The 17597-nt window shown below is 39.5% G+C and carries 19 protein-coding genes and 1 pseudogene; 2 read left to right on the top strand and 18 right to left on the bottom strand.

Features of this window, described 5'->3' with window-relative positions; translation table 11 throughout:
• Positions 1–2 precede the first annotated feature (2 nt).
• The 12 genes and pseudogenes from A33Q_RS08560 to A33Q_RS22170 all read right to left on the bottom strand — a co-directional run bounded on the left by A33Q_RS08560 (position 3) and on the right by A33Q_RS22170 (position 11771).
• Positions 3–953 carry a hypothetical protein gene (locus tag A33Q_RS08560; protein ID WP_009034511.1) on the bottom strand — a complete coding sequence of 317 codons (951 nt, stop codon included), beginning with the start codon at positions 951–953 and terminating at the stop codon, positions 3–5.
• A gap of 47 nt (positions 954–1000) precedes the next feature.
• Positions 1001–2356 carry a hypothetical protein gene (locus A33Q_RS08555; protein WP_009034510.1) on the bottom strand — a complete coding sequence of 452 codons (1356 nt, stop codon included), beginning with the start codon at positions 2354–2356 and terminating at the stop codon, positions 1001–1003.
• A 32-nt stretch (positions 2357–2388) separates the two neighbouring features.
• Positions 2389–5172, bottom strand: a complete 2784-nt coding sequence (locus A33Q_RS08550; protein ID WP_009034509.1) for a TonB-dependent receptor — start codon at positions 5170–5172, stop codon at positions 2389–2391.
• A 333-nt stretch (positions 5173–5505) separates the two neighbouring features.
• A pseudogene (locus A33Q_RS22580) lies at positions 5506–5586 on the bottom strand (DUF418 domain-containing protein); the annotation flags it as partial.
• Positions 5587–5740: 154 nt separating this feature from the next.
• Positions 5741–6127 carry an amidohydrolase gene (locus A33Q_RS08545; protein ID WP_009034508.1) on the bottom strand — a complete coding sequence of 129 codons (387 nt, stop codon included), beginning with the start codon at positions 6125–6127 and terminating at the stop codon, positions 5741–5743.
• A gap of 50 nt (positions 6128–6177) precedes the next feature.
• Positions 6178–6975, bottom strand: coding sequence for an SDR family NAD(P)-dependent oxidoreductase (locus A33Q_RS08540; RefSeq protein WP_009034507.1), 798 nt, complete (start codon positions 6973–6975; stop codon positions 6178–6180).
• A 184-nt stretch (positions 6976–7159) separates the two neighbouring features.
• Positions 7160–7681, bottom strand: a complete 522-nt coding sequence (locus A33Q_RS08535; protein WP_009034506.1) for a hypothetical protein — start codon at positions 7679–7681, stop codon at positions 7160–7162.
• A 210-nt stretch (positions 7682–7891) separates the two neighbouring features.
• Positions 7892–9181, bottom strand: coding sequence for an agmatine deiminase family protein (locus A33Q_RS08530; RefSeq protein WP_009034505.1), 1290 nt, complete (start codon positions 9179–9181; stop codon positions 7892–7894).
• A 238-nt stretch (positions 9182–9419) separates the two neighbouring features.
• Positions 9420–10706 carry a type II toxin-antitoxin system HipA family toxin gene (locus tag A33Q_RS08525; RefSeq protein WP_009034504.1) on the bottom strand — a complete coding sequence of 429 codons (1287 nt, stop codon included), beginning with the start codon at positions 10704–10706 and terminating at the stop codon, positions 9420–9422.
• Positions 10700–11044 carry a helix-turn-helix domain-containing protein gene (locus A33Q_RS08520; protein ID WP_009034503.1) on the bottom strand — a complete coding sequence of 115 codons (345 nt, stop codon included), beginning with the start codon at positions 11042–11044 and terminating at the stop codon, positions 10700–10702. Before A33Q_RS08520 ends, A33Q_RS08525 begins: the two co-directional genes overlap by 7 nt.
• Before the next feature lie 355 nt (positions 11045–11399).
• Positions 11400–11591 carry a hypothetical protein gene (locus A33Q_RS08515; protein ID WP_009034502.1) on the bottom strand — a complete coding sequence of 64 codons (192 nt, stop codon included), beginning with the start codon at positions 11589–11591 and terminating at the stop codon, positions 11400–11402.
• A 39-nt stretch (positions 11592–11630) separates the two neighbouring features.
• Positions 11631–11771 carry a hypothetical protein gene (locus A33Q_RS22170; protein WP_016254966.1) on the bottom strand — a complete coding sequence of 47 codons (141 nt, stop codon included), beginning with the start codon at positions 11769–11771 and terminating at the stop codon, positions 11631–11633.
• A gap of 180 nt (positions 11772–11951) precedes the next feature.
• On the opposite strand from A33Q_RS22170, the gene A33Q_RS08510 reads away from it, so the two are divergent.
• Both A33Q_RS08510 and A33Q_RS08505 read left to right on the top strand, forming a co-directional pair.
• A complete protein-coding gene (locus tag A33Q_RS08510; RefSeq protein ID WP_009034501.1) occupies positions 11952–12236 on the top strand; it encodes a type II toxin-antitoxin system RelE/ParE family toxin in 285 nt (94 codons plus the stop codon).
• A gap of 1 nt (position 12237) precedes the next feature.
• Positions 12238–12537: a HigA family addiction module antitoxin gene (locus A33Q_RS08505; protein ID WP_009034500.1), complete on the top strand. Its 300-nt coding sequence runs from the start codon at positions 12238–12240 to the stop codon at positions 12535–12537.
• A 136-nt stretch (positions 12538–12673) separates the two neighbouring features.
• Here the strand turns inward: A33Q_RS08505 and A33Q_RS08500 are convergent, their stop codons facing one another.
• The 6 genes from A33Q_RS08500 to A33Q_RS08480 all read right to left on the bottom strand — a co-directional run bounded on the left by A33Q_RS08500 (position 12674) and on the right by A33Q_RS08480 (position 17476).
• Complete coding sequence (locus A33Q_RS08500) at positions 12674–13051, bottom strand: GxxExxY protein (RefSeq protein ID WP_009034499.1); 378 nt, start codon at positions 13049–13051, stop codon at positions 12674–12676.
• Positions 13052–13352: 301 nt separating this feature from the next.
• Complete coding sequence (locus A33Q_RS08495) at positions 13353–13718, bottom strand: YceI family protein (RefSeq protein ID WP_316929408.1); 366 nt, start codon at positions 13716–13718, stop codon at positions 13353–13355.
• Between the two features lie 166 nt (positions 13719–13884).
• On the bottom strand, positions 13885–14145 hold the full coding sequence (locus A33Q_RS08490; RefSeq protein ID WP_009034497.1) for a hypothetical protein: 261 nt from the start codon (positions 14143–14145) through the stop codon (positions 13885–13887).
• A 122-nt stretch (positions 14146–14267) separates the two neighbouring features.
• Positions 14268–14423, bottom strand: a complete 156-nt coding sequence (locus A33Q_RS22165) for a hypothetical protein (protein WP_016254963.1) — start codon at positions 14421–14423, stop codon at positions 14268–14270.
• A gap of 5 nt (positions 14424–14428) precedes the next feature.
• A complete protein-coding gene (locus tag A33Q_RS08485; protein ID WP_040490270.1) occupies positions 14429–15058 on the bottom strand; it encodes a response regulator in 630 nt (209 codons plus the stop codon).
• A 402-nt stretch (positions 15059–15460) separates the two neighbouring features.
• A complete protein-coding gene (locus tag A33Q_RS08480) occupies positions 15461–17476 on the bottom strand; it encodes a tetratricopeptide repeat-containing sensor histidine kinase (protein ID WP_009034495.1) in 2016 nt (671 codons plus the stop codon).
• Positions 17477–17597 lie beyond the last annotated feature (121 nt).

Genomic DNA, 17597 nt, shown 5'->3' with positions numbered 1-17597 from the left:
GTTTAATTTTGTAGTCTTTTGTAGTAATAAAGCTCTGGAATAATGGCATTTGAGAATTCACTCAACGTATAGTAACCTCCATCATGGTCAAAGCAAATTGCCTCACCTTTTGCTTCAGTTGGATTATAGGGTGCTATGGATGGCTTGGTGCTCATGAGGTCTAAAAAACTCTGCCCAGAGTTTCTTTTCCAATAGTAAATCCTATCATAATTTTTAATCAGGACCTCCATACCATCCTTTGAAACTGTTCCAGCAGTTGCCCTCGTAAAAGAAAAGGAACCTACTTCAATAGCTGTACTCCTTTCGGAAAGTATCTGTGGATAGGGAAGCACAAAAAGAATGGATCTAAAATCCCTCTTAGTAGCCAAATAGATATCCTTTGTAAGGGGGTCTACCATCAAAGATTCCACATCATGACTTTTTTCAGGATAGACAAACTTGATCTCGTCATATTCAATATCCAAATCGATAATTTGCCCCCTGTGCGATTCTTCAAATTGTGGTTCTTCAAACCGGTAAACCGTGTAATTTGGGTACACCTGATCATTGTCTCCTACGTCCCCGATGTATAAATAATCAACTCCCTCGTCAGGTCCATTGGCGATTTCAATGTCCTCCCAATCTCTGTTTCTAGTTCCCGGGATCCTATATGCCGCAACTGTTTCACCGGTATTGGCATCAAGCAAAAAGAAGCGATTATCATTATTTTTGTCCTGATGAGACCATACATGGCCAGGGTTTTTTCTTGAATAGGCCAAGCCAGAAGCTTCTATAAGTGTGGAAGTGCCTCTAGATTCTGCTGGAGAGGCAAAAACACCTAACCTTTCCATATTGGCATCTAAATAGTCCACTTCGAATGGAGTGTGATTTTGCCAAAAATCAATTGGTGACTCGGCTTCATTACATGAAACCAGAAAACCAAATAATAAGGCTATTTGTGATATTCTACTCATAAAAAAAGTTTGGGAGCTTTTAGGCTCCCAAACATTAAATTGAAATTTTAATTAGCTGGTCCAAAAGCACCAAAGTATGTTTGTGGTGTAGGAGTAGTATAAGTTTTCCCATTTACCTCATAGGAAGCATATCTAGGAGAAAATGTTGTATTAGCACCATCCAAAGCAGGAGAATCAGCACTTAGCCTGAAGTCAGCGTCTGAAGGCAACCTTTCCACAGAGGACCCTTCTCTGGCAGCTTCGATATTAAAGCTTCCAAGTGTATAATTGGCAAAAAGAGGGTCATTTTCTCCTACGCCTCCTGCAACATCTGAAGATGGTCTAGGCTGGTCCTCTACTCTGCCTATGGTTCCGTTAGAAGGATAGAACTCTTCTACAATAATCTCCTCATCCCCGTAGTAGTACTGAAATCCCCATTCTGTATTGGCCAAATCAGGCTGATCATCTGGTGGAACCATTCTCAAACCGTATCTTGAGTTTACTACCAGGTTGTTGAAGCATTGTCCTCTTGAACCATTTTCATAATTCAATGAACCTCCTCGTCCAGCCTGAACCCTTCTCCAGCCTGAATTAACAATAGTATTGTTATAAAAATAATTATCGGCCTGTGGCGTTCTGCCTTTTGAGTTGGCTACTTTTAGACCGTTGGTTGCAGATCCATAAACAAGGTTAAAACAAAAATCTCCAACTGTACCTGATTTTGTATTAACCGCTTCTCCACCTGTTTCACCATTCAGTTCAAATGTAGAATAAGCAATTAGGGTCTTTGCTCCATTCAAACGGATTGCATCATCTTTACTGTAAGCAATTCTTGTATGCCACACAATAAAATTGGAAGTTAAACCATCATCCTGCATATAGATAGCATATCTTGGTTCACCTTCAGAAATTTCACCTTCTTGAACAATTGGGTTATTGGCTTCACCTGGAGCGCCAGCATACTCAATGTCAGCATATTCAAAAACCAAATCTCCTACAGTTTCGGTAGCTGTGAACCCACCCCAAAGTCCAGCAAATGTATTGGCTACAGTTCTTCTACCTTCGGGAACAGTAAATCTTACTCTAGCATCTTCTGTCCCGTAAGCATAAAGACTACCTCTAACAACAATTTCAGGACTACTTCCTTGGCGACCATCTCCGTCAATGATGACAGTTACACCTTCTTCAATAGTCAAACTGCTACCTTCTGGAACTACTACATCACCAGTGATCGTGTAAGTTGAACCAGCCGGCCAAACACCTTCCACTTCACCAAACATGTTTTCAGGAGAAGCTACTACTTCTTCATCATCATCCTCATTCGGCTCCTGAATAGTAGGATCTGGATCATTTTCAGAACATGCCACAAATCCGAAGACCATGGCTGCAATGAATGATGATCTTAACAAATTAGTCATTTTCATAATTTTAAATTTAAGGTTTAGTTTATGATTCTTTAATTTCTTTTAAATCTCAATCCAACTCTGTATGACTGTCCAAACCTATCAATTCTGACCATGGTTTCTTCTGGATTGTTCTGATATGGGAAAAGTGCTCCTTCCCTGGCTAAAGGACTCTTGATGAATAATTCATAAGGTGAGTCGAGAATATTGTTAACTCTGACAAATAGGGTTAAGAACTTATTGATTCTTTGATCGAAAGAAAAATCAAGCTGAGTGATCGGCTTGGACCAATGGTCATTATCCAAAAATGGCGATACGAATTCAATTCTTTCACCTGTGTAAACCGCAGCCAATTGAATATCTGTTTTCTCAGATTTATACATAATGCTAAGGTTACCAATATGATCAGCCTGCCCCTGTAAAGGTCTTGTCTGATCTTCCATTACCTGAACCAATTGGGAACTTTCATCATTCGGGTCTTCCCTTCTTCTTGTGATTTTAGTGGTAGTTATTCTTGAATTGGTATAAGTGTAATTCATCCGCACTCCAATTCTTCTGAAATATTTAATAAAATCAGCCTCAACTCCCCAGTTCAATGCATCTCCAAAGTTGTTTGGTCTTAAACTTAGGGGCCCGGAAAACACCCTATCTCTAACCAATGTGTATTCAATTGGATCTTTAATATCTTTCACAAAGGCCCCAAGGAAAATCTGCTCTGTTAAAGTGGGAAAGTGCTCCCATCTAATATCGAAATTGTTAGCCCGTACTCGGTTCAGACCCGGATTTCCTGATTCATCAAAACCATCATCTTCAGACATTCTGTAAGGCACTATTTCATGAAAGCCAGGCCTTGCCAAAGCTTTATAGTAAGAAGCTCTGATATTGGTTTTTGGATTAAGTCTGTGTTTAAAACTTAAAGAAGGAAGTAAATCAAGATAATTCTGACTGGAATCAGGGTTCACATTTTGTTGGGCAACCCTAAGTGAATATCCTTGCTCCGTCATTTCAACCCTTACGCCTGCATGGATTTCTGTATTGAAAATATCCCATTTGGTAGTAACATACCCTGCAGCGATTCTTTCAAAAGATTCAAAATTTAAAGGATCAGATACTCCACCACGAGGATTTAATAATTGGAAATTCACATCTTCGAAGGTCTCCCAATGTACTTCCTGAATTTGGAAGGCAGGATTAAAAGGATCAAATATATACCTGTTAAAAAAGCTTTCTCTTTCTTTATCTCTGTACATTCCACCAAACTTCACCTGGGTCTCATCATTGATTACTTTAGGCGAATAGGTAAAATTGAGATAAAGAGTCAGGTCCCTGTCCGTGTTATTTTCCCATCTTCTGTTGTTCCTTCTTTCAATGTTTTGAGGAAGTTCTTCAAAATTGGCCAATTCACCATTTCTGATAAAATTGCCATCATCAGGGGATTCACTTTTGGCTATTGAGGCGACAGCGTTCCAGTCTATGATGAAGTTATTAGAGAGTTTATGTTCTCCACTGGGATTTAATGTTTGGATGTTCTGAAACCTACTCGTAAATCTTGTTATGTAGGTCAAGATGCCGTTTCCCTCAGTAACACTGAAATTTCTACCCTCAGTATCAGTATCTAACATATCCCTAACCCTGAAATCATTCAGCTGGTAATTTCCGTAGTAAAATTTCAGGATATGGTTTTCATTGATATTGTAGTCAAGCTTGCTGTGAATCGCATAACGCTGTTGCTGAGTTGAAGACTCTCTTTCCTGAAGCCTCTGTAAAGTAGGTCTGTTTGAACCAAAATTATCCAATCCCACTCTATACCATTGACTGTCAACACCCCGGTAACTATTCTGAAAACTACCACCGAGCATAACCCCCAACTTGTTTTTCAAAAATCTATCTCCATAAGTCAAACTCCCGATAACATCCGGCAGCGGCATAACATTTTGAAGAATCATGTTTTGAGTTGGAAAATCTGAGGTTTCGGCAAAATAGTCTGCACCGAATTGCTGATAAGGGGAGCGCCTATTGATCGGGCTTCTATCGTAAGTATAAAAACCACGATCCATATTGATTTGGTTGTATCCTAATTGGACATCCCCTTCCAACATAAACTCCTCTGGAGCATCTTTCATCACCAAATTCACAGCTCCACCTATGGCATCACCTTCCATAGATGCATTCAGAGATTTTGAAACCTCCAGTCTTTCCAGTAATTGTGCTGGAAAAATATCCAATGGAATGTATCTGTTTTTGTTGTCTGGAGAAGGAATCTTCACACCATTGATCAAGGTATAATTGTACCTTTTGTCCATCCCTCTTACAATAGCATGTTGTGGATCTCCATTGGCATTTCTTTCTATAGAAAGCCCCGATACACGTTGTACAATATTGGCAACAGTAATGTCAGGAGAGAGCTCTATAGCCCTTTTGGATATGATATTAAGGGTATTTGGAGAACTTCGTTCTAAATTTCTTGCCTGCATTTCTGAGCCCTTGATCATTGAAGCTGATAAGACAAACTCTGTCAGGTCACTCAATTCGGAGATGAGTTCAAAATTCTTCTTGACAACATTTCCGTTGACAAACTCAACTTCCATAATCTCTTTGGAATATCCAACAAAGGACACTTCTACCAAATGCTTGCCTACTGGCACATTTTTGATCACGTAGGAACCATCCAAACCAACTATAGCGTATTTTTTCTCACCAGATAATTTAACTTCTACAGTAGCACCAATCAAAGGCTCTCCGGTATCCTTGTCTTGAACAAAACCTGATAGCGTGGTGGCGTTTAAAGATGAATAAGAAGCAATGATTATTAAGAAGAACAGCAAAATTCTTTTCATGCCACAAATGTGGACAATCCCTTTTACCCCTTCATTTCCTTAATGTTTATGTTTTGTTACCATTACCCAGTTCAATGTTAGCCAGATATTATATCTGTTGAATCAGGGCATGCCTATTCAGTTAAAAACTTTGAAAAATGTACCAATAGATCACTGTATTGGGTTACCTTAATGTTAAGGGGAAAAAGAAAATTAATGTTTAAAATCAGAGTCGTCAAAACTGTAAATATTATAAAGCTTGAAAGAATAATGAATAATAGTTTTTTTTATACGACCAATGAATATGTATAAAATATATTTGATGTTTTCAAAGTGTCCTATTATGTTTTATCTCTATTTTCCCAATGCTGATATTTTACAATAAGTCAGCTTCCTCCAAAGCCACTCTAGTGGACCAAATCTATAATTACTTAACCACTACTTAAACTTTTCCAAAGTTCAAAACTTTGGAAAAGTTGTTGAACTTAAGGCTTCAATGCAAGCAATCGCTTTTCAATTACATGATTACAGGGATAGATATCCAATGCTTTTTGGTAGTATTGGATAGCATTGGCAGTATCACATTGCATCAAAAAGCTTTCTGCATAGCTATCCCATACATTTTCTTCCTGATTTCCATATCCCCCCACATTTCTCTTGCCCCTACTACACCATTGGCTACTAAGAGGTCGTTGGTATCTTCATAGTTCCAGTTATTATGCACATGCATATCCCACAGCCCTGGGATCAGGTATTTCCCTGTTCCATCTACCACTTCAGTTCCTGCTTGGGGCTTGATGATTTTGGTATAAATGGCTGTGATTTCATCACCGTCAATGGCGACTGTTCGGTTAGGAAGCACTTCTCCCGTGACTACGTCTATCACATTAACATTGGATAACAATAGTTCATGCGAAGGACTGGAACAAGCCAAAAAGATCCAACCTAGGAGTGCGAAAAGCGAGAGTTTTTTCATGTGTTTTTAGTTTTGGGGTTCATGCGGAGCAACATATTTCATCACAATGATTAAGAAATCTCTTTGATTTGCTTAGCCATCATAACCCTTGCTAGGCCAGGAAAGAAGCGCCCCAAAAAAACAAAGACTTTTCCGTGGCCTGTGATGACTGCTAGCTTTTCCCGTTTGTCAATGGCCCGGATCATATCTTTAACTGCTTTGTCTGTTGGCCAAATAAGATTGGCAGGGCGAGGGACCTTGGCATTGGGATTAAAATGGCCTTTATTGTCCACTCTTGTGATATTACTGTCAACAAAACCAGGATGAATTGTCGTGCAAGTTACTCCTGTACCTAAAAGTTCTACCTGAAGAGACTCACCGATATTATGCACAGCAGCTTTACTTGCGCCATAAGCGCTGAGGTATGGATTGGGAATACAAGCAGCAATACTACCTATCAATACTAACTTTCCTTTGGTCTTCTTTAGCTCTGGCAATACATGCTTCACCGTCATTGCCAGGCCGATTACATTAATATCCAGTTGTCTGGTCCACTCCTCCCTACTGAGGTTTTCCAAAAACCCGATCACACCGCTCCCTGCATTGGCCACAGCAATATCAATTTTGCCATATTGACTCACAATTTGACTGACTGCACGTTGAATGGAAGATTCGTCTGTCACATCGCAAGAAACGGCAAATGCTTCTCCGCCTTGTTTTACTATTTCTTTGACGAGCGCATCTAGCAAATCCATACGCCGTGCGGAAACCGCCACAGCATAATTTTTAGCCCCATATTGCAGTGCCATCTCCCTTCCAATTCCGGAAGAAGCACCGGTAATCCAAACTACTTGTTTTGATGTTTTCATCTATCTTATATATAGGATTAACTAATATGAATTACGCGCTATTTAAAGAATTTACACGCTGAAAGTACATGATAGTCAGGTATAAGCAGGAGTGAAATATTTCAAGGTTTTTCGTTATGAGGTTCTCGCAGCGTACGCCACGAAATACGCAAAGATGGTTATGGTCAGATAAAAACGGGGGTGCTTATTTTTCATTTAAATTTTGTCGGGTAGAAAGCATTTCAAAAACCTGCACCCACTGATCGCCAAAGTTCATTTCCCCGATCTCATAGATATGTCCCTTTTCATTTACATGCATGGAAAAACGTAAGTTCTTGTTCATGAAATAGATGAATGCCCCGTTTTCAAAAACTCCTGAATAATCCCCTTCCGGTGTTAGCGTAGAGTACACACGAAGGGGAAAATTATTGGCTTTTTCATCATAAGTCCCTAGGATTAGGCTTTTGTGGTGAACTTCCCCTTTCACTGTTGTGGTATTTTCCAGCATTAGGAGCCTCCCATCCAGTTTGAATTGAATGGTATAGGCATGATGCCATTCTGTTTGTTGACCATCCTCTGTCAACCTCCAGCCGATTCCTTTCCATTTCCCGATAAATGGCTCCCATTGGGTTATTCCTGATGGATTTTTAGTTAGTAAAGCATCAGACTGTGGGAAAGCATGGCCGAAAAACAAAAAGAGTAAAATGGATGTAAATAGGTTTTTCATAATTTCTTAAAATTTTTGTTTCACACAGTGAGCGAAAAGGAAAGCGCAGCGATTTTACCCTCCCGATGCGAACTCCCGATGTTCGGGACAAGGTCTGCGTTTTTTTTCTCTGCGGTCGCCGCGTGAACTTTTAACCCTAAATTTCTCTCAAATTCAAGTTGCCCACAATACCCTAATGATGTGATGGTATTATAAAAAAATCCCTAACTCTCAATTCACTTTGGGCATTTGCTTGGTGTAACAATGAAGACCTCCACCCCACCAATTATAGGTTGTAGCATCTATCCAAACGAGTTTTTTATCAGGGTAAAGGGTTGAAAAGATTTCCTTTACACGTTCTTCTTTTTCAGGCGAACTGCCTACATGTAAGTAGGTGGGCAATAAAACCTTGTCATTTGAAATCAAAAAATTCAAATAGGAAGAAGACGACAAATATTGAAGGGTATCTCCAACTTGCACGCCCTGATTAGGGGCAAAAAACTCTTTCCCAATCGTGGAATCACTCATTGCCCATCTTTCTACAACCACATTGGGCCTATACCGAAGGTCAGGCAATGGGACTTTAATGATAGAAAAGGGCCTCCCATCTTGATCTTTTGCTTTTTTCAGAATTTCATAAGTCTCCTGCATCCTTTTGTGATTCTCGGCATGTATGGGATGTAGGTTTTTTTCTTCTTCATCCACCCATGCTAGAAGAATCGTATTGGCATTTGCGAATCGAATGTATTCATCCGTATGACCACCTGTACCTAATGCAATGTATCCAGGTATGATGAATTTCGACACATCACCATCTTCTACAAGGCCTTTTCCTACCCAAATAAAATGATGAACACCCAATGTTCGTTGCAACTCTTGCTCCATGCTTTCCTTGGTTGAAGTCGGATTGACCATAAACATCCACTCTTCGTTCAGCAATATGCTACCTTTACCATTGACTTCTAATGCACCCCCATCTAGATTCAAGTCAGAAGTAATCACCTCTAATCCATCTTTTACAGCCAAAAGACTGTCGGTTTTTTGGTTTCGGTCGAAAAAGGACACGTCCGATTTCGCCTTGTCAGCGTCTATTCCTTTTTCGATCAAAAAACGTTCAAAATAGTCTTGATAGGACCATCGGAAGTCTACTACTTTTTTCTCCCCCAATCCATTCACCAAGTACACTGGACCAATGTCCCTAAGTGCCAACGACTGCCTAATCGGTACGGATAAAAACGTAAATTTTGCAGTATCTAAGCCTTGTTCCAACAAGTATTCTTTAAAAACCATTGGGTTTTCACTGGTATCTGCTACAAATATGACAGAAGTGGAACCTTCAAGCGCTCGTGCCACATCTGCAGCCAGGGGAAAAAACCCAGGTTCCCTTTCAGCCCAGCCCAATAATATGGCTTCCTGTGGTTCCCATTCAGCAGGATAATAAAAATTTGATGGATCTCTTCGCTCTTGCTTGCAGGAGAAAATAATCACGATCAAAAAGACAAAGAAAATTATATTTTTCATGGATTAAGGATTTTTGTTTCACGCGGCGAACGCAAAGAAAAGCGCGGCGAACGCGGTGATTTTTTAAATTAATTCCATTGCGCCCTCCCGAAATTCGGGACAAGGTTTGCGTTAAATCCGTTGCGCTCGTAGCGTGAAACCATTTCCCTAAATTTCTCTGAAATTCATCACGCCCACAATACCCTAATGATGTGATGGTTAAAATTTTGAGAAGTAAAAAAATAATCAAATCTAGCAGCTACACTAATTTCACTAAAGTAGCAGCGATCGCTTCTGAAAGCTTTGAATTCACCTTATATTTTCCTGCATAGTCCATCCAATTGGAAACAACCTCCTGTACTTCTTGGATAATCCCTTGCGGGTTTCGGATAGAATTTTGCTTGGCAATGGCCAAAAAATCGTCTAGTACAAAATCCTTCCTTTTGCCATTGATGCTCAGGCAATGCTGACTGACCCAGACACTGTCAGGCCTGTAAGCATGGCAAATATCATAGGCCGGAGAAAGACTCCATTTCCCCTCCTGATCCATCAGGAAAGCAAAGTTTTTGGTGTGATCATCACAGTTGCGGGCCAAAACATTGAACACCATCCTGCGGAATAATTGCTCTGCCTCGGCATAGGTAAGCCGAAGTTGGCGCATGGTCTGAAACAACTGCTCATAGCTGTAGCTACTCACATTATTGAAATCAAAATGCTGCAAAGCACAAAAAGTCTGCATGTGAAGCTTATCAGTTCCATTCATCCTGTCAAAGCGCTTGGTCATAAAATGTGCCCTGCCCTCTTCTTCAATCAGCCTACTTTGAGCCATTTCAATACCCGCATCTATCGCCATAGCATAGTAGGCCATCTCCACTCGTCCATAACCAAAGGTCTCTCCAAATTGTGTGTCATTGACCCCGTCAAACTTGATTAACCAATGTTCAAATCCAGCCTCCTGCAAAGTCTGTCCCGACCGGATCATTCCTGTGGATTCATTGTATGCAATTATGGCTTTGGGTCTCGCTCCCCCCGCAGAGGTTCCCATCTTCAATACATTCAACATGACATCGCGCATGGCTTGGTCAGTATGCGTTTCAAACTGCTCCCTGCTCTCCAACAATTTTTTGGTTGTCTCTATCAGACTTGATAGCTCCAAAAACTGACCTTGCTCTTGAGCAGGCAATGTAGAAGGCTCAAATTCCAAAGCACCCATGCCTCTATTTCCGATGAAACAAAGTAGTTCAACGGGATTCAGTGAGTTTTCCGGCCTACCATGACGGGCAAGCCAGCCATTGATCAATTCATTTCCATAACGATCAGGTAAGGAGTCCGCCAACAAACCGGGAAGTCCTTTGAATGTCGCATTGCCTCTTAATTCAGGGAAGCCATAAATACGAGTTCCAAGCGGCATCCGAATCGGTGAGATATCGAGTTTACCAGAGGCAAATCTTCGGTCGTATTCGAAAAAAGCCAATTCCTGACTTTCGTCCCATACCACTGCCCCTATCCGCTGCCCCCAGAGCTTGACATAAGCCGTCCTTACCATCCGAGATCATCTTTAGGGGAAGATTTCTTGCTTTTGGAAGCCCTTTTCCACTTGGCCTCGTCTTCTTTGGCCAGCTGCATAGGACTGATGGGCTTTACTTCTTGAAAATGCTCCAACACATACAGCGCATCCAAGACCCGAAGTATCTTCAATAGGTTGGTCAGCGCAATATTCTCTCCCCTCTCCAATAAACTGAGGGTAGATCGACTGATCGCAGCCCGCTCCGCCACTTCATCTTGCGTAAGGTTCTGCTCAATCCTGCGGGACTTGATAAAGCCTCCAATTTTTTTGAGAAGCGCTCCATCACTTACATACGATATGTATGAAAAATCATTCATTAAATGACAAATTAAGCTATTATGACTTATTTTTCATACAAATGTACAAATATTTTTCAATACAAAAAAAACATAATTTGAATGATTTTTCATTCATTAATGGTAATTCAATCTATTAACGAGTATTATTTCATTCGTTATTTTAATTTATAAATAACAATTTTGATTGATGAAATAGTTTTTACAAAAGCATTTTTCAAAAATAGTTTTTCAAGAAAGCGTATTAATAATTGTTTCACGCAACGAGAGCCAAGGGTATCGCAACGACCGCAGCGATGATATATTGACTGCCTTTGCGTTCGTAGCGTTTTTATCGTTGCGCTCGTTGCGAGAAACTTTTAAACTATTTAACATCTTAATCAGATAAAATTTTAGCAATCCTTGGCTGCTCAACTTTCTGCAATTCAGCGGCTTTTTGTCCCACTGCTTCAAATACCCTCAAAAAATTCTCTTGGGTCACCTTTTTCAACTCACTTTCTTCATGCGTCAGCTCTACTTTGCCAGTACAAGAAATCAAAACAATAAAGAACAAGCCATATGCTTTCATGGGCAAAAATTGATCATAATTAAAACATAGATAGTTACCTCAACCTAATGAAGCTACAGATAAAAAGCCCTTTAAATAATCCGATAGCATCATAATTAGGAAAAGGACTGTACTAATCAAGGCAGCGCAGCCCACTATCACACAGGTATGGGCCAGAATGTTTTCAGTTTGAACTTTCATAGTGTTGGTGGTTTGGTAAAACATTGAAAATGAATATTCTATATATGTACTAGAATGAAACAGTGCGGACAATACCCTTATTATGTGATATCGAGGCAAAACGTTTAAAAATCAAACAGTGTGTTGCGAAATTAAAAACAAGATACTAACTTTATACGTTAGTAACGCAAGACAGTACCAATGATAAAAAATTTTGGTGATAAAGAAACTGAAAAAATTTGGAAAGGTATCGTTTCAAGAAAACTACCAAATGAAATTCAGCATACTGCAAGAAGAAAATTAAGAATGCTTCATAATGCCCAAAGTCTTCAAGATTTGAGGATTCCACCAGCAAATAGACTTGAAAAACTCAAAGGAAATCTATCTTCATTTTACAGTCTCAGAATCAATGATCAGTGGAGGATCATATTTGTATGGGACAATGATGATGCTTACCAAGTTCAAATATTAGATTATCATTCATAAAATGGAAAAGCTTAAAAACATTCATCCAGGTGAAATTTTATTAGAGGAGTTTTTAATTCCTATGGAAATTTCTGCTTACAGATTGGCTAAGGAAACATTTATTCCTCAAACGAGAGTTTCTGAAATCATCAAGGGCAATAGAAGGATTACTGCTGATACTGCACTTCGATTAAGTAAGTTCTTCGGAACTAGCCCTAAATTTTGGTTAGGATTACAGGATGACTTTGACCTAGAAGAAGAACAAGATTTAAAATCAAAAGAACTGGATAAAATCATTCCTGTTGAAGATTCGGGTGTTTGATGGTTTTTTTAAAAAAATTTCACGCCACGTGCGCAAAGAGAAAACGCAACGATCGCAACGAATTCTTGCCGTTTTTTCGCTGCGTTCGCCGCGTGAAAACGTTGCGCCAGCCGCGTGAAACCATCAATTTTTAAAATCAAAGATTATTCCCAATTCGATGAATCCCATCTTTAAGATATTTGACATTGAAATTTATAAGTAGACCAAGCTTTTTCTCTGAAAGCTTCAAATAGGTCAAGGTTTGGGCAAAATGTACAGGTGCTAGAGCTTCGTTGGCTTTAATTTCTACGATCACCTTGTTTTCAACCAGCAAATCAAGTCTAAAGCCTGCTTCAAATTTTATTTCTTTGTAAATAAGAGGGACCGACACTTGAGATACCACAAAAATACCAGCCTGAATCAATTCAAACTCCAAAGCTTTTTCATAAACTGACTCCAATAATCCCGGGCCCAAGTTTCTATGAATTTCAAAAGCCTTATCCAGAATGACAGTTGCAATTTCATTTTCCTTCATGACTTAAAAATTGGTTTTTATCAAATTTCCAATCAAAGAATTTTTCTACCAATTCTGAGGCAAGGGATAATCGATTAATTATCCGTTTAATCATTTTCATTTAAAAATTTCACGCAGCGACCGCAGAGATAAAACGCAGCGACCGCAGCGAAATATGGACATCTTATTCGTTGCGAACGTTGCGTGAAACCGTTGCGCCCGCTGCGTGAACAAAAAAGCTAAAATCTTAGATCTAAAACTCAATAATGATCCTCACCTCGTCAGAAAGAACCAAACTCTTCTCTCCTAGCCCGAAATCCAATCAATCAATTACAAACTCACCCTTAAACTTCTGCTGCTTTCCTGTTTGGGACAAAGTAAATGGGATTTCAACTTCCCTTTTCACATCCCGGATCTGTAGCTCAAAAATCCCTACAAAAGTGTTTTTGCCCTTTGACTGAAAAGACTTGGATTCCAAACTAATGAAAGGGAATTTTTGGACATGAAAGTACTCTCTCCCATGAAGGTGCTTGTCCCTCAATTTGATACCAGTTTGGATACTCTCAGGATTGGCTTTTCCACGTATGCTGGATTGCGCCAATTTCTTTGAATCAAAATCCACCTCCACTTCCCAATCCGAGATGGTGCCGTCCACAGTTATCCCTGCATTTTTGATTTTGAATTGGATACTTAATTATGAATTACTTAGACAAGTTACCGCTTTCGGATACCTATCACAATACCCTAATCAGGGGATATACTTTCTGAAAAACTTTTCCAAAGTTTTAAACTTTAGAAAAGTTGAAGTGCACCTAGAAAGACTTGGCAGGTTTTGAAAACCTGCCAGGTCTATGTTACCAAATCCTCAATTCAACATCTTGTCTAGACTTAGTTCTAGAAATCACCTTATACTCAAATCTCTGATTGGTGCCAGGTATCGTTCCTTCTGATTCTATTACCAACAAATAGTCTTCCTCAGACCTAGGCTTATTGTACTCTTCGTAGCGGGAAGCCACTCCTTTCCTTGGATTGAGGGCTTCCAATTCAGGAAGAGTTAAGACTCCATCCGCCATAGCATTTGCCAATAAGCCACTATCCACAAACCAAACACGCATATTAACCCAGCTCCATAAGCGATTGCCGGAAATGTGCCTATAGGTGCATTTGGTTCAATAAGTCCTTTCCCTGCCAATGTCAATGGACAAAAAATCCGTTAAGAAAAATCAAAAGCTATCAACTAATGTTCATTTTTCAAAAAATCCAGACCTGCCAGGTTTTCAAAACCTGGCAGGTCTACTAATATCCTAATATCTAAAATATCCACTAATATCAATCTATTCACCCCAACCACATTCAATTCTTCAAAACCTTCGAGGTCTGAAAAAGACCTCAAAGGTTTTATACCAACCCTTCATTTATCGCCTTGGATACCGCCTCTGTCTGGCAATGCACTTGGAGCTTTTCGTAAATATGTTTGATATGCGTTCTCACCGTATCGATACTGATTTTACAGTCGGCAGCAATCAATTTGAAGCTGTTGCCTTTACTTAAAGATACCAAAACATCTTTTTCCCGTTCAGTCAGCCCATAATTCACGGATTGCAGTGGCTTTTGCATAGACTGTATCACCAATTTGGCCACGGCAGGAGACATGGGAGCACCACCTTCCAATATTTCTTCCACAGCAGAAAACAGACGATTGGCAATATACTTTTTGAGTAAGTATCCTGAGGCACCGGCTTTAATTGCATTCAGCACATTTTCGGAATCATCAAAAACAGTCAGAATCAAAATGTTTGCCTCAGGTGATGTTTTTTTCACCAAAGCCGTAGCTTCAATCCCCGTCCTTCCCAGCATCTCAATATCCATCAAAATCAAATCAGGTCGAAAAGTCTTCACCTCCTCCTCTACATTATTGGCATCCGAAAAAGCCCCCAACAATTCCATCCCATCATTCAAAGTCACCATACTACTGATGCTTTCGCGAAGGAGGTCGTTGTCTTCGTATAATAAAACCTTAATGGACATATTCTTGGTATTCAATGGAACTTTGTATTATGGCAAACTCCTCTTATTGAAATAAATAGAAATATGCCTTTTGCGAAATATTTTGAAATAAGCTTTCGGAGAAATATTCTTTAGCCATCCGCAGTCAAGTGCAATTAATTACATTGAAAAATAACTTTGGTGAAATTTATTTCAACCTTATTACGCTAATCTATCTATCGAAAAGAAGAACTTATTTCCACTTAATTTCAATCAACATATTTCAACCCTATTTCGCGAAGCATATCTCAACATTATTTCCACCTTATTTCGCACAGCATATTTCAATCTTATTTCTATCGTATTTCAACCATATTTCAATTCTTCTAAATATCCCAAAAATCATCATACTAGAAAATACCCCAATCATGTGATATGAAAGCATCATGTGATAGGTGCACTCAGTTGGATGGTTGTACCCATATTGGGAAAGCTTTCGATTACCATATTCCCTCCCATCATACTGGCCCTTTGCTGCATATTGAAAAGCCCATTCCCCTTTTTGGTCAACTCCTGGTCAAAGCCCTTTCCGTCATCTTTGATGAATAGATGCAGCCTGCCTCCCTCCATCTTGAGCTTGATATCCAAATGCTTACTCTCTGCGTATTTGGCGGCATTGTTGAGCGCTTCCTTAAAGATCAAAAACAGATTTCTTCTTTTTTCCAAATCTAATTTGATCTGCTCAGCACCCTCTCCTACTTCGAATTGGTAGGTAATCCCTTTCGGATCTAGAATCTCGGCGGCAAACTCCTGCATCTTGCTGAGCAACTGCTCTAAGCTGTCATTATTGGGATGAATAGACCAGACGATGTCACTGAGTTTATCCATCATAGAAGCTGTTTGGACATTGATTTTCGAAAAAAGACCTATGTCGGGTGACTCCTTCTTTTGCAAAGCCATTTGCGATAAAATATGAATACTGGACAAGGTACTTCCCAAGTCGTCATGCAAATCTCTGGCTATGGAATTCCTAAGCTTCTCCACCTCCAAAAGGCGCTTGGTACGGCCTACGATCCGATATTTATTCACCAAAATTCCAGCAAGAATGATAAAAAAAGTGAATACTGCGATAATCAGGTTCTGATTGGCTTTCTTTTTGGCCAATTCAACCCTGTCTAATTGCTGTTCTGTTTTCAATAAACTGATTTCATTTTCTTTCAGATCCAAAGCATATCTGGATTCCAGTTCTTTGAGCTGCGCCTGCAATGCTCCGATCCCTACAGAATCGCGATAGGCATACTCTTTGGATTGAGCTTCAAGTGCTTCCTGAAATTTGCCCTGAGTCAGATAGTATTCCTTTAAGTTTCTGAAAGCAGTGATGGCTTCTCCGAATTGTTTTTGAAGCAAAGCAGTTTCTGTAGCCATCTTCAAACTTTGATAAGCCTCTTTTTCCTGTGATAACAAGCTTTGAGCTTTTCCCAAATCAGCTAAAATTTTGGAATCGTAAGTACTGATACCAGCCTCTCTAAATACATTTTGAGCTTTTTGGAAATGCGCCAAAGCAGGCTCCGGTTCTTCCATCAAGAGGTAATTTCTTCCGATATTATAAAGTTGAATCCCCACCATCTCTTTCAGGCCAAGCGATTCCTGCATCTCCATGGCCAATTCGAAATATTCCTTAGCTTTTTGATGTTGCGCTTGATCCATGTAGACATTGCCCAGATTTCCCAAAACCATGGATTCTCCCCTTTTATCCCCAAGAAGCTTTCTGTATTCCATGGATTTCAAAAAGTATTTTTCAGCATCATCATAGTTTTTGATGTGATAATGGGCGGTACCTAAACTGTTGTACACAAATGCTAATCCTGTCTTATTTTGGGTTTTCTCAAAAATATCCAAGGCTTTGTAAGTCACTTCAAAATTGGATTTCTGATTATCCATTTGCTTGTAGACATTGGACAAATTGATATAAAGACCAGCAACATTATCCATGCCAATAACCTGATGGTCTAAAGAGATGGCCTTGTCATAGGCTGAAAGTGCAGCTTCAAATTTCCCTATTCTGTTGAGGTGAATTCCCCTTCCATTGTAAAGTGTATAGGCCAACTTCTGGTCATTTGGGTTGGATCGAAGGAATGATTCGGCCTGATCAAAATAATAGTCTACAGAGTCCAAAACTCCCATAGCCGAGTAATTCCCTGCCAAGCGAACTGCGGCATTTGTTTTGAATTTGTCAAAAGGCCGACTATCCGGCATCTTCAGAATTGCCCAATAATTTTCCGTGGAGCGTTTTAAGTCTGACCGCTCTAAGGTAATTCCCAAGTCCATCAAAGCTTTGGCGTGGATAGTATCCTGTCTATTTTGAGAAATGATAATCTGAAGGCTATCGATAAGATTGGTCTGTGCAAACGCTGAGGAAATAAAAACCGTCTGAAAAAACAGAAACATAAAACTTCTCATCCCAAAACATATTTATCTTTCTGAAGATAAGAAGATTACCATTATCAAGACAAACATTATCTTTTATTTTTATAGAACTCAATAAGTTAACCATGTCTTTAAATCAATAAAAAAGAAATCA

This window comes from Indibacter alkaliphilus LW1, assembly GCF_000295935.2.
Classification (GTDB): domain Bacteria; phylum Bacteroidota; class Bacteroidia; order Cytophagales; family Cyclobacteriaceae; genus Indibacter; species Indibacter alkaliphilus.
Note: the sequence above shows the minus strand (reverse complement) of the source record. Positions and strands in the feature narration are given on the sequence as shown.

What these genes read in the sequence shown, in the direction of transcription:
- A33Q_RS08540 (WP_009034507.1), bottom strand. Translation starts at nt 6,975, where the DNA reads ATGAAAACATCAAAACAAGTAGTTTGGATTACCGGTGCTTCTTCCGGA.
- A33Q_RS08555 (WP_009034510.1), bottom strand. Translation starts at nt 2,356, where the DNA reads ATGAAAATGACTAATTTGTTAAGATCATCATTCATTGCAGCCATGGTC.
- A33Q_RS08485 (WP_040490270.1), bottom strand. Translation starts at nt 15,058, where the DNA reads ATGTCCATTAAGGTTTTATTATACGAAGACAACGACCTCCTTCGCGAA.
- A33Q_RS08515 (WP_009034502.1), bottom strand. Translation starts at nt 11,591, where the DNA reads ATGAAAGCATATGGCTTGTTCTTTATTGTTTTGATTTCTTGTACTGGC.
- A33Q_RS08545 (WP_009034508.1), bottom strand. Translation starts at nt 6,127, where the DNA reads ATGAAAAAACTCTCGCTTTTCGCACTCCTAGGTTGGATCTTTTTGGCT.
- A33Q_RS08560 (WP_009034511.1), bottom strand. Translation starts at nt 953, where the DNA reads ATGAGTAGAATATCACAAATAGCCTTATTATTTGGTTTTCTGGTTTCA.
- A33Q_RS08535 (WP_009034506.1), bottom strand. Translation starts at nt 7,681, where the DNA reads ATGAAAAACCTATTTACATCCATTTTACTCTTTTTGTTTTTCGGCCAT.
- A33Q_RS08530 (WP_009034505.1), bottom strand. Translation starts at nt 9,181, where the DNA reads ATGAAAAATATAATTTTCTTTGTCTTTTTGATCGTGATTATTTTCTCC.
- A33Q_RS08550 (WP_009034509.1), bottom strand. Translation starts at nt 5,172, where the DNA reads ATGAAAAGAATTTTGCTGTTCTTCTTAATAATCATTGCTTCTTATTCA.
- A33Q_RS22170 (WP_016254966.1), bottom strand. Translation starts at nt 11,771, where the DNA reads ATGAAAGTTCAAACTGAAAACATTCTGGCCCATACCTGTGTGATAGTG.
- A33Q_RS08525 (WP_009034504.1), bottom strand. Translation starts at nt 10,706, where the DNA reads ATGGTAAGGACGGCTTATGTCAAGCTCTGGGGGCAGCGGATAGGGGCA.
- A33Q_RS08490 (WP_009034497.1), bottom strand. Translation starts at nt 14,145, where the DNA reads ATGCGTGTTTGGTTTGTGGATAGTGGCTTATTGGCAAATGCTATGGCG.
- A33Q_RS08520 (WP_009034503.1), bottom strand. Translation starts at nt 11,044, where the DNA reads ATGAATGATTTTTCATACATATCGTATGTAAGTGATGGAGCGCTTCTC.
- A33Q_RS08505 (WP_009034500.1), top strand. Translation starts at nt 12,238, where the DNA reads ATGGAAAAGCTTAAAAACATTCATCCAGGTGAAATTTTATTAGAGGAG.
- A33Q_RS08500 (WP_009034499.1), bottom strand. Translation starts at nt 13,051, where the DNA reads ATGAAGGAAAATGAAATTGCAACTGTCATTCTGGATAAGGCTTTTGAA.
- A33Q_RS08480 (WP_009034495.1), bottom strand. Translation starts at nt 17,476, where the DNA reads ATGAGAAGTTTTATGTTTCTGTTTTTTCAGACGGTTTTTATTTCCTCA.
- A33Q_RS08510 (WP_009034501.1), top strand. Translation starts at nt 11,952, where the DNA reads ATGATAAAAAATTTTGGTGATAAAGAAACTGAAAAAATTTGGAAAGGT.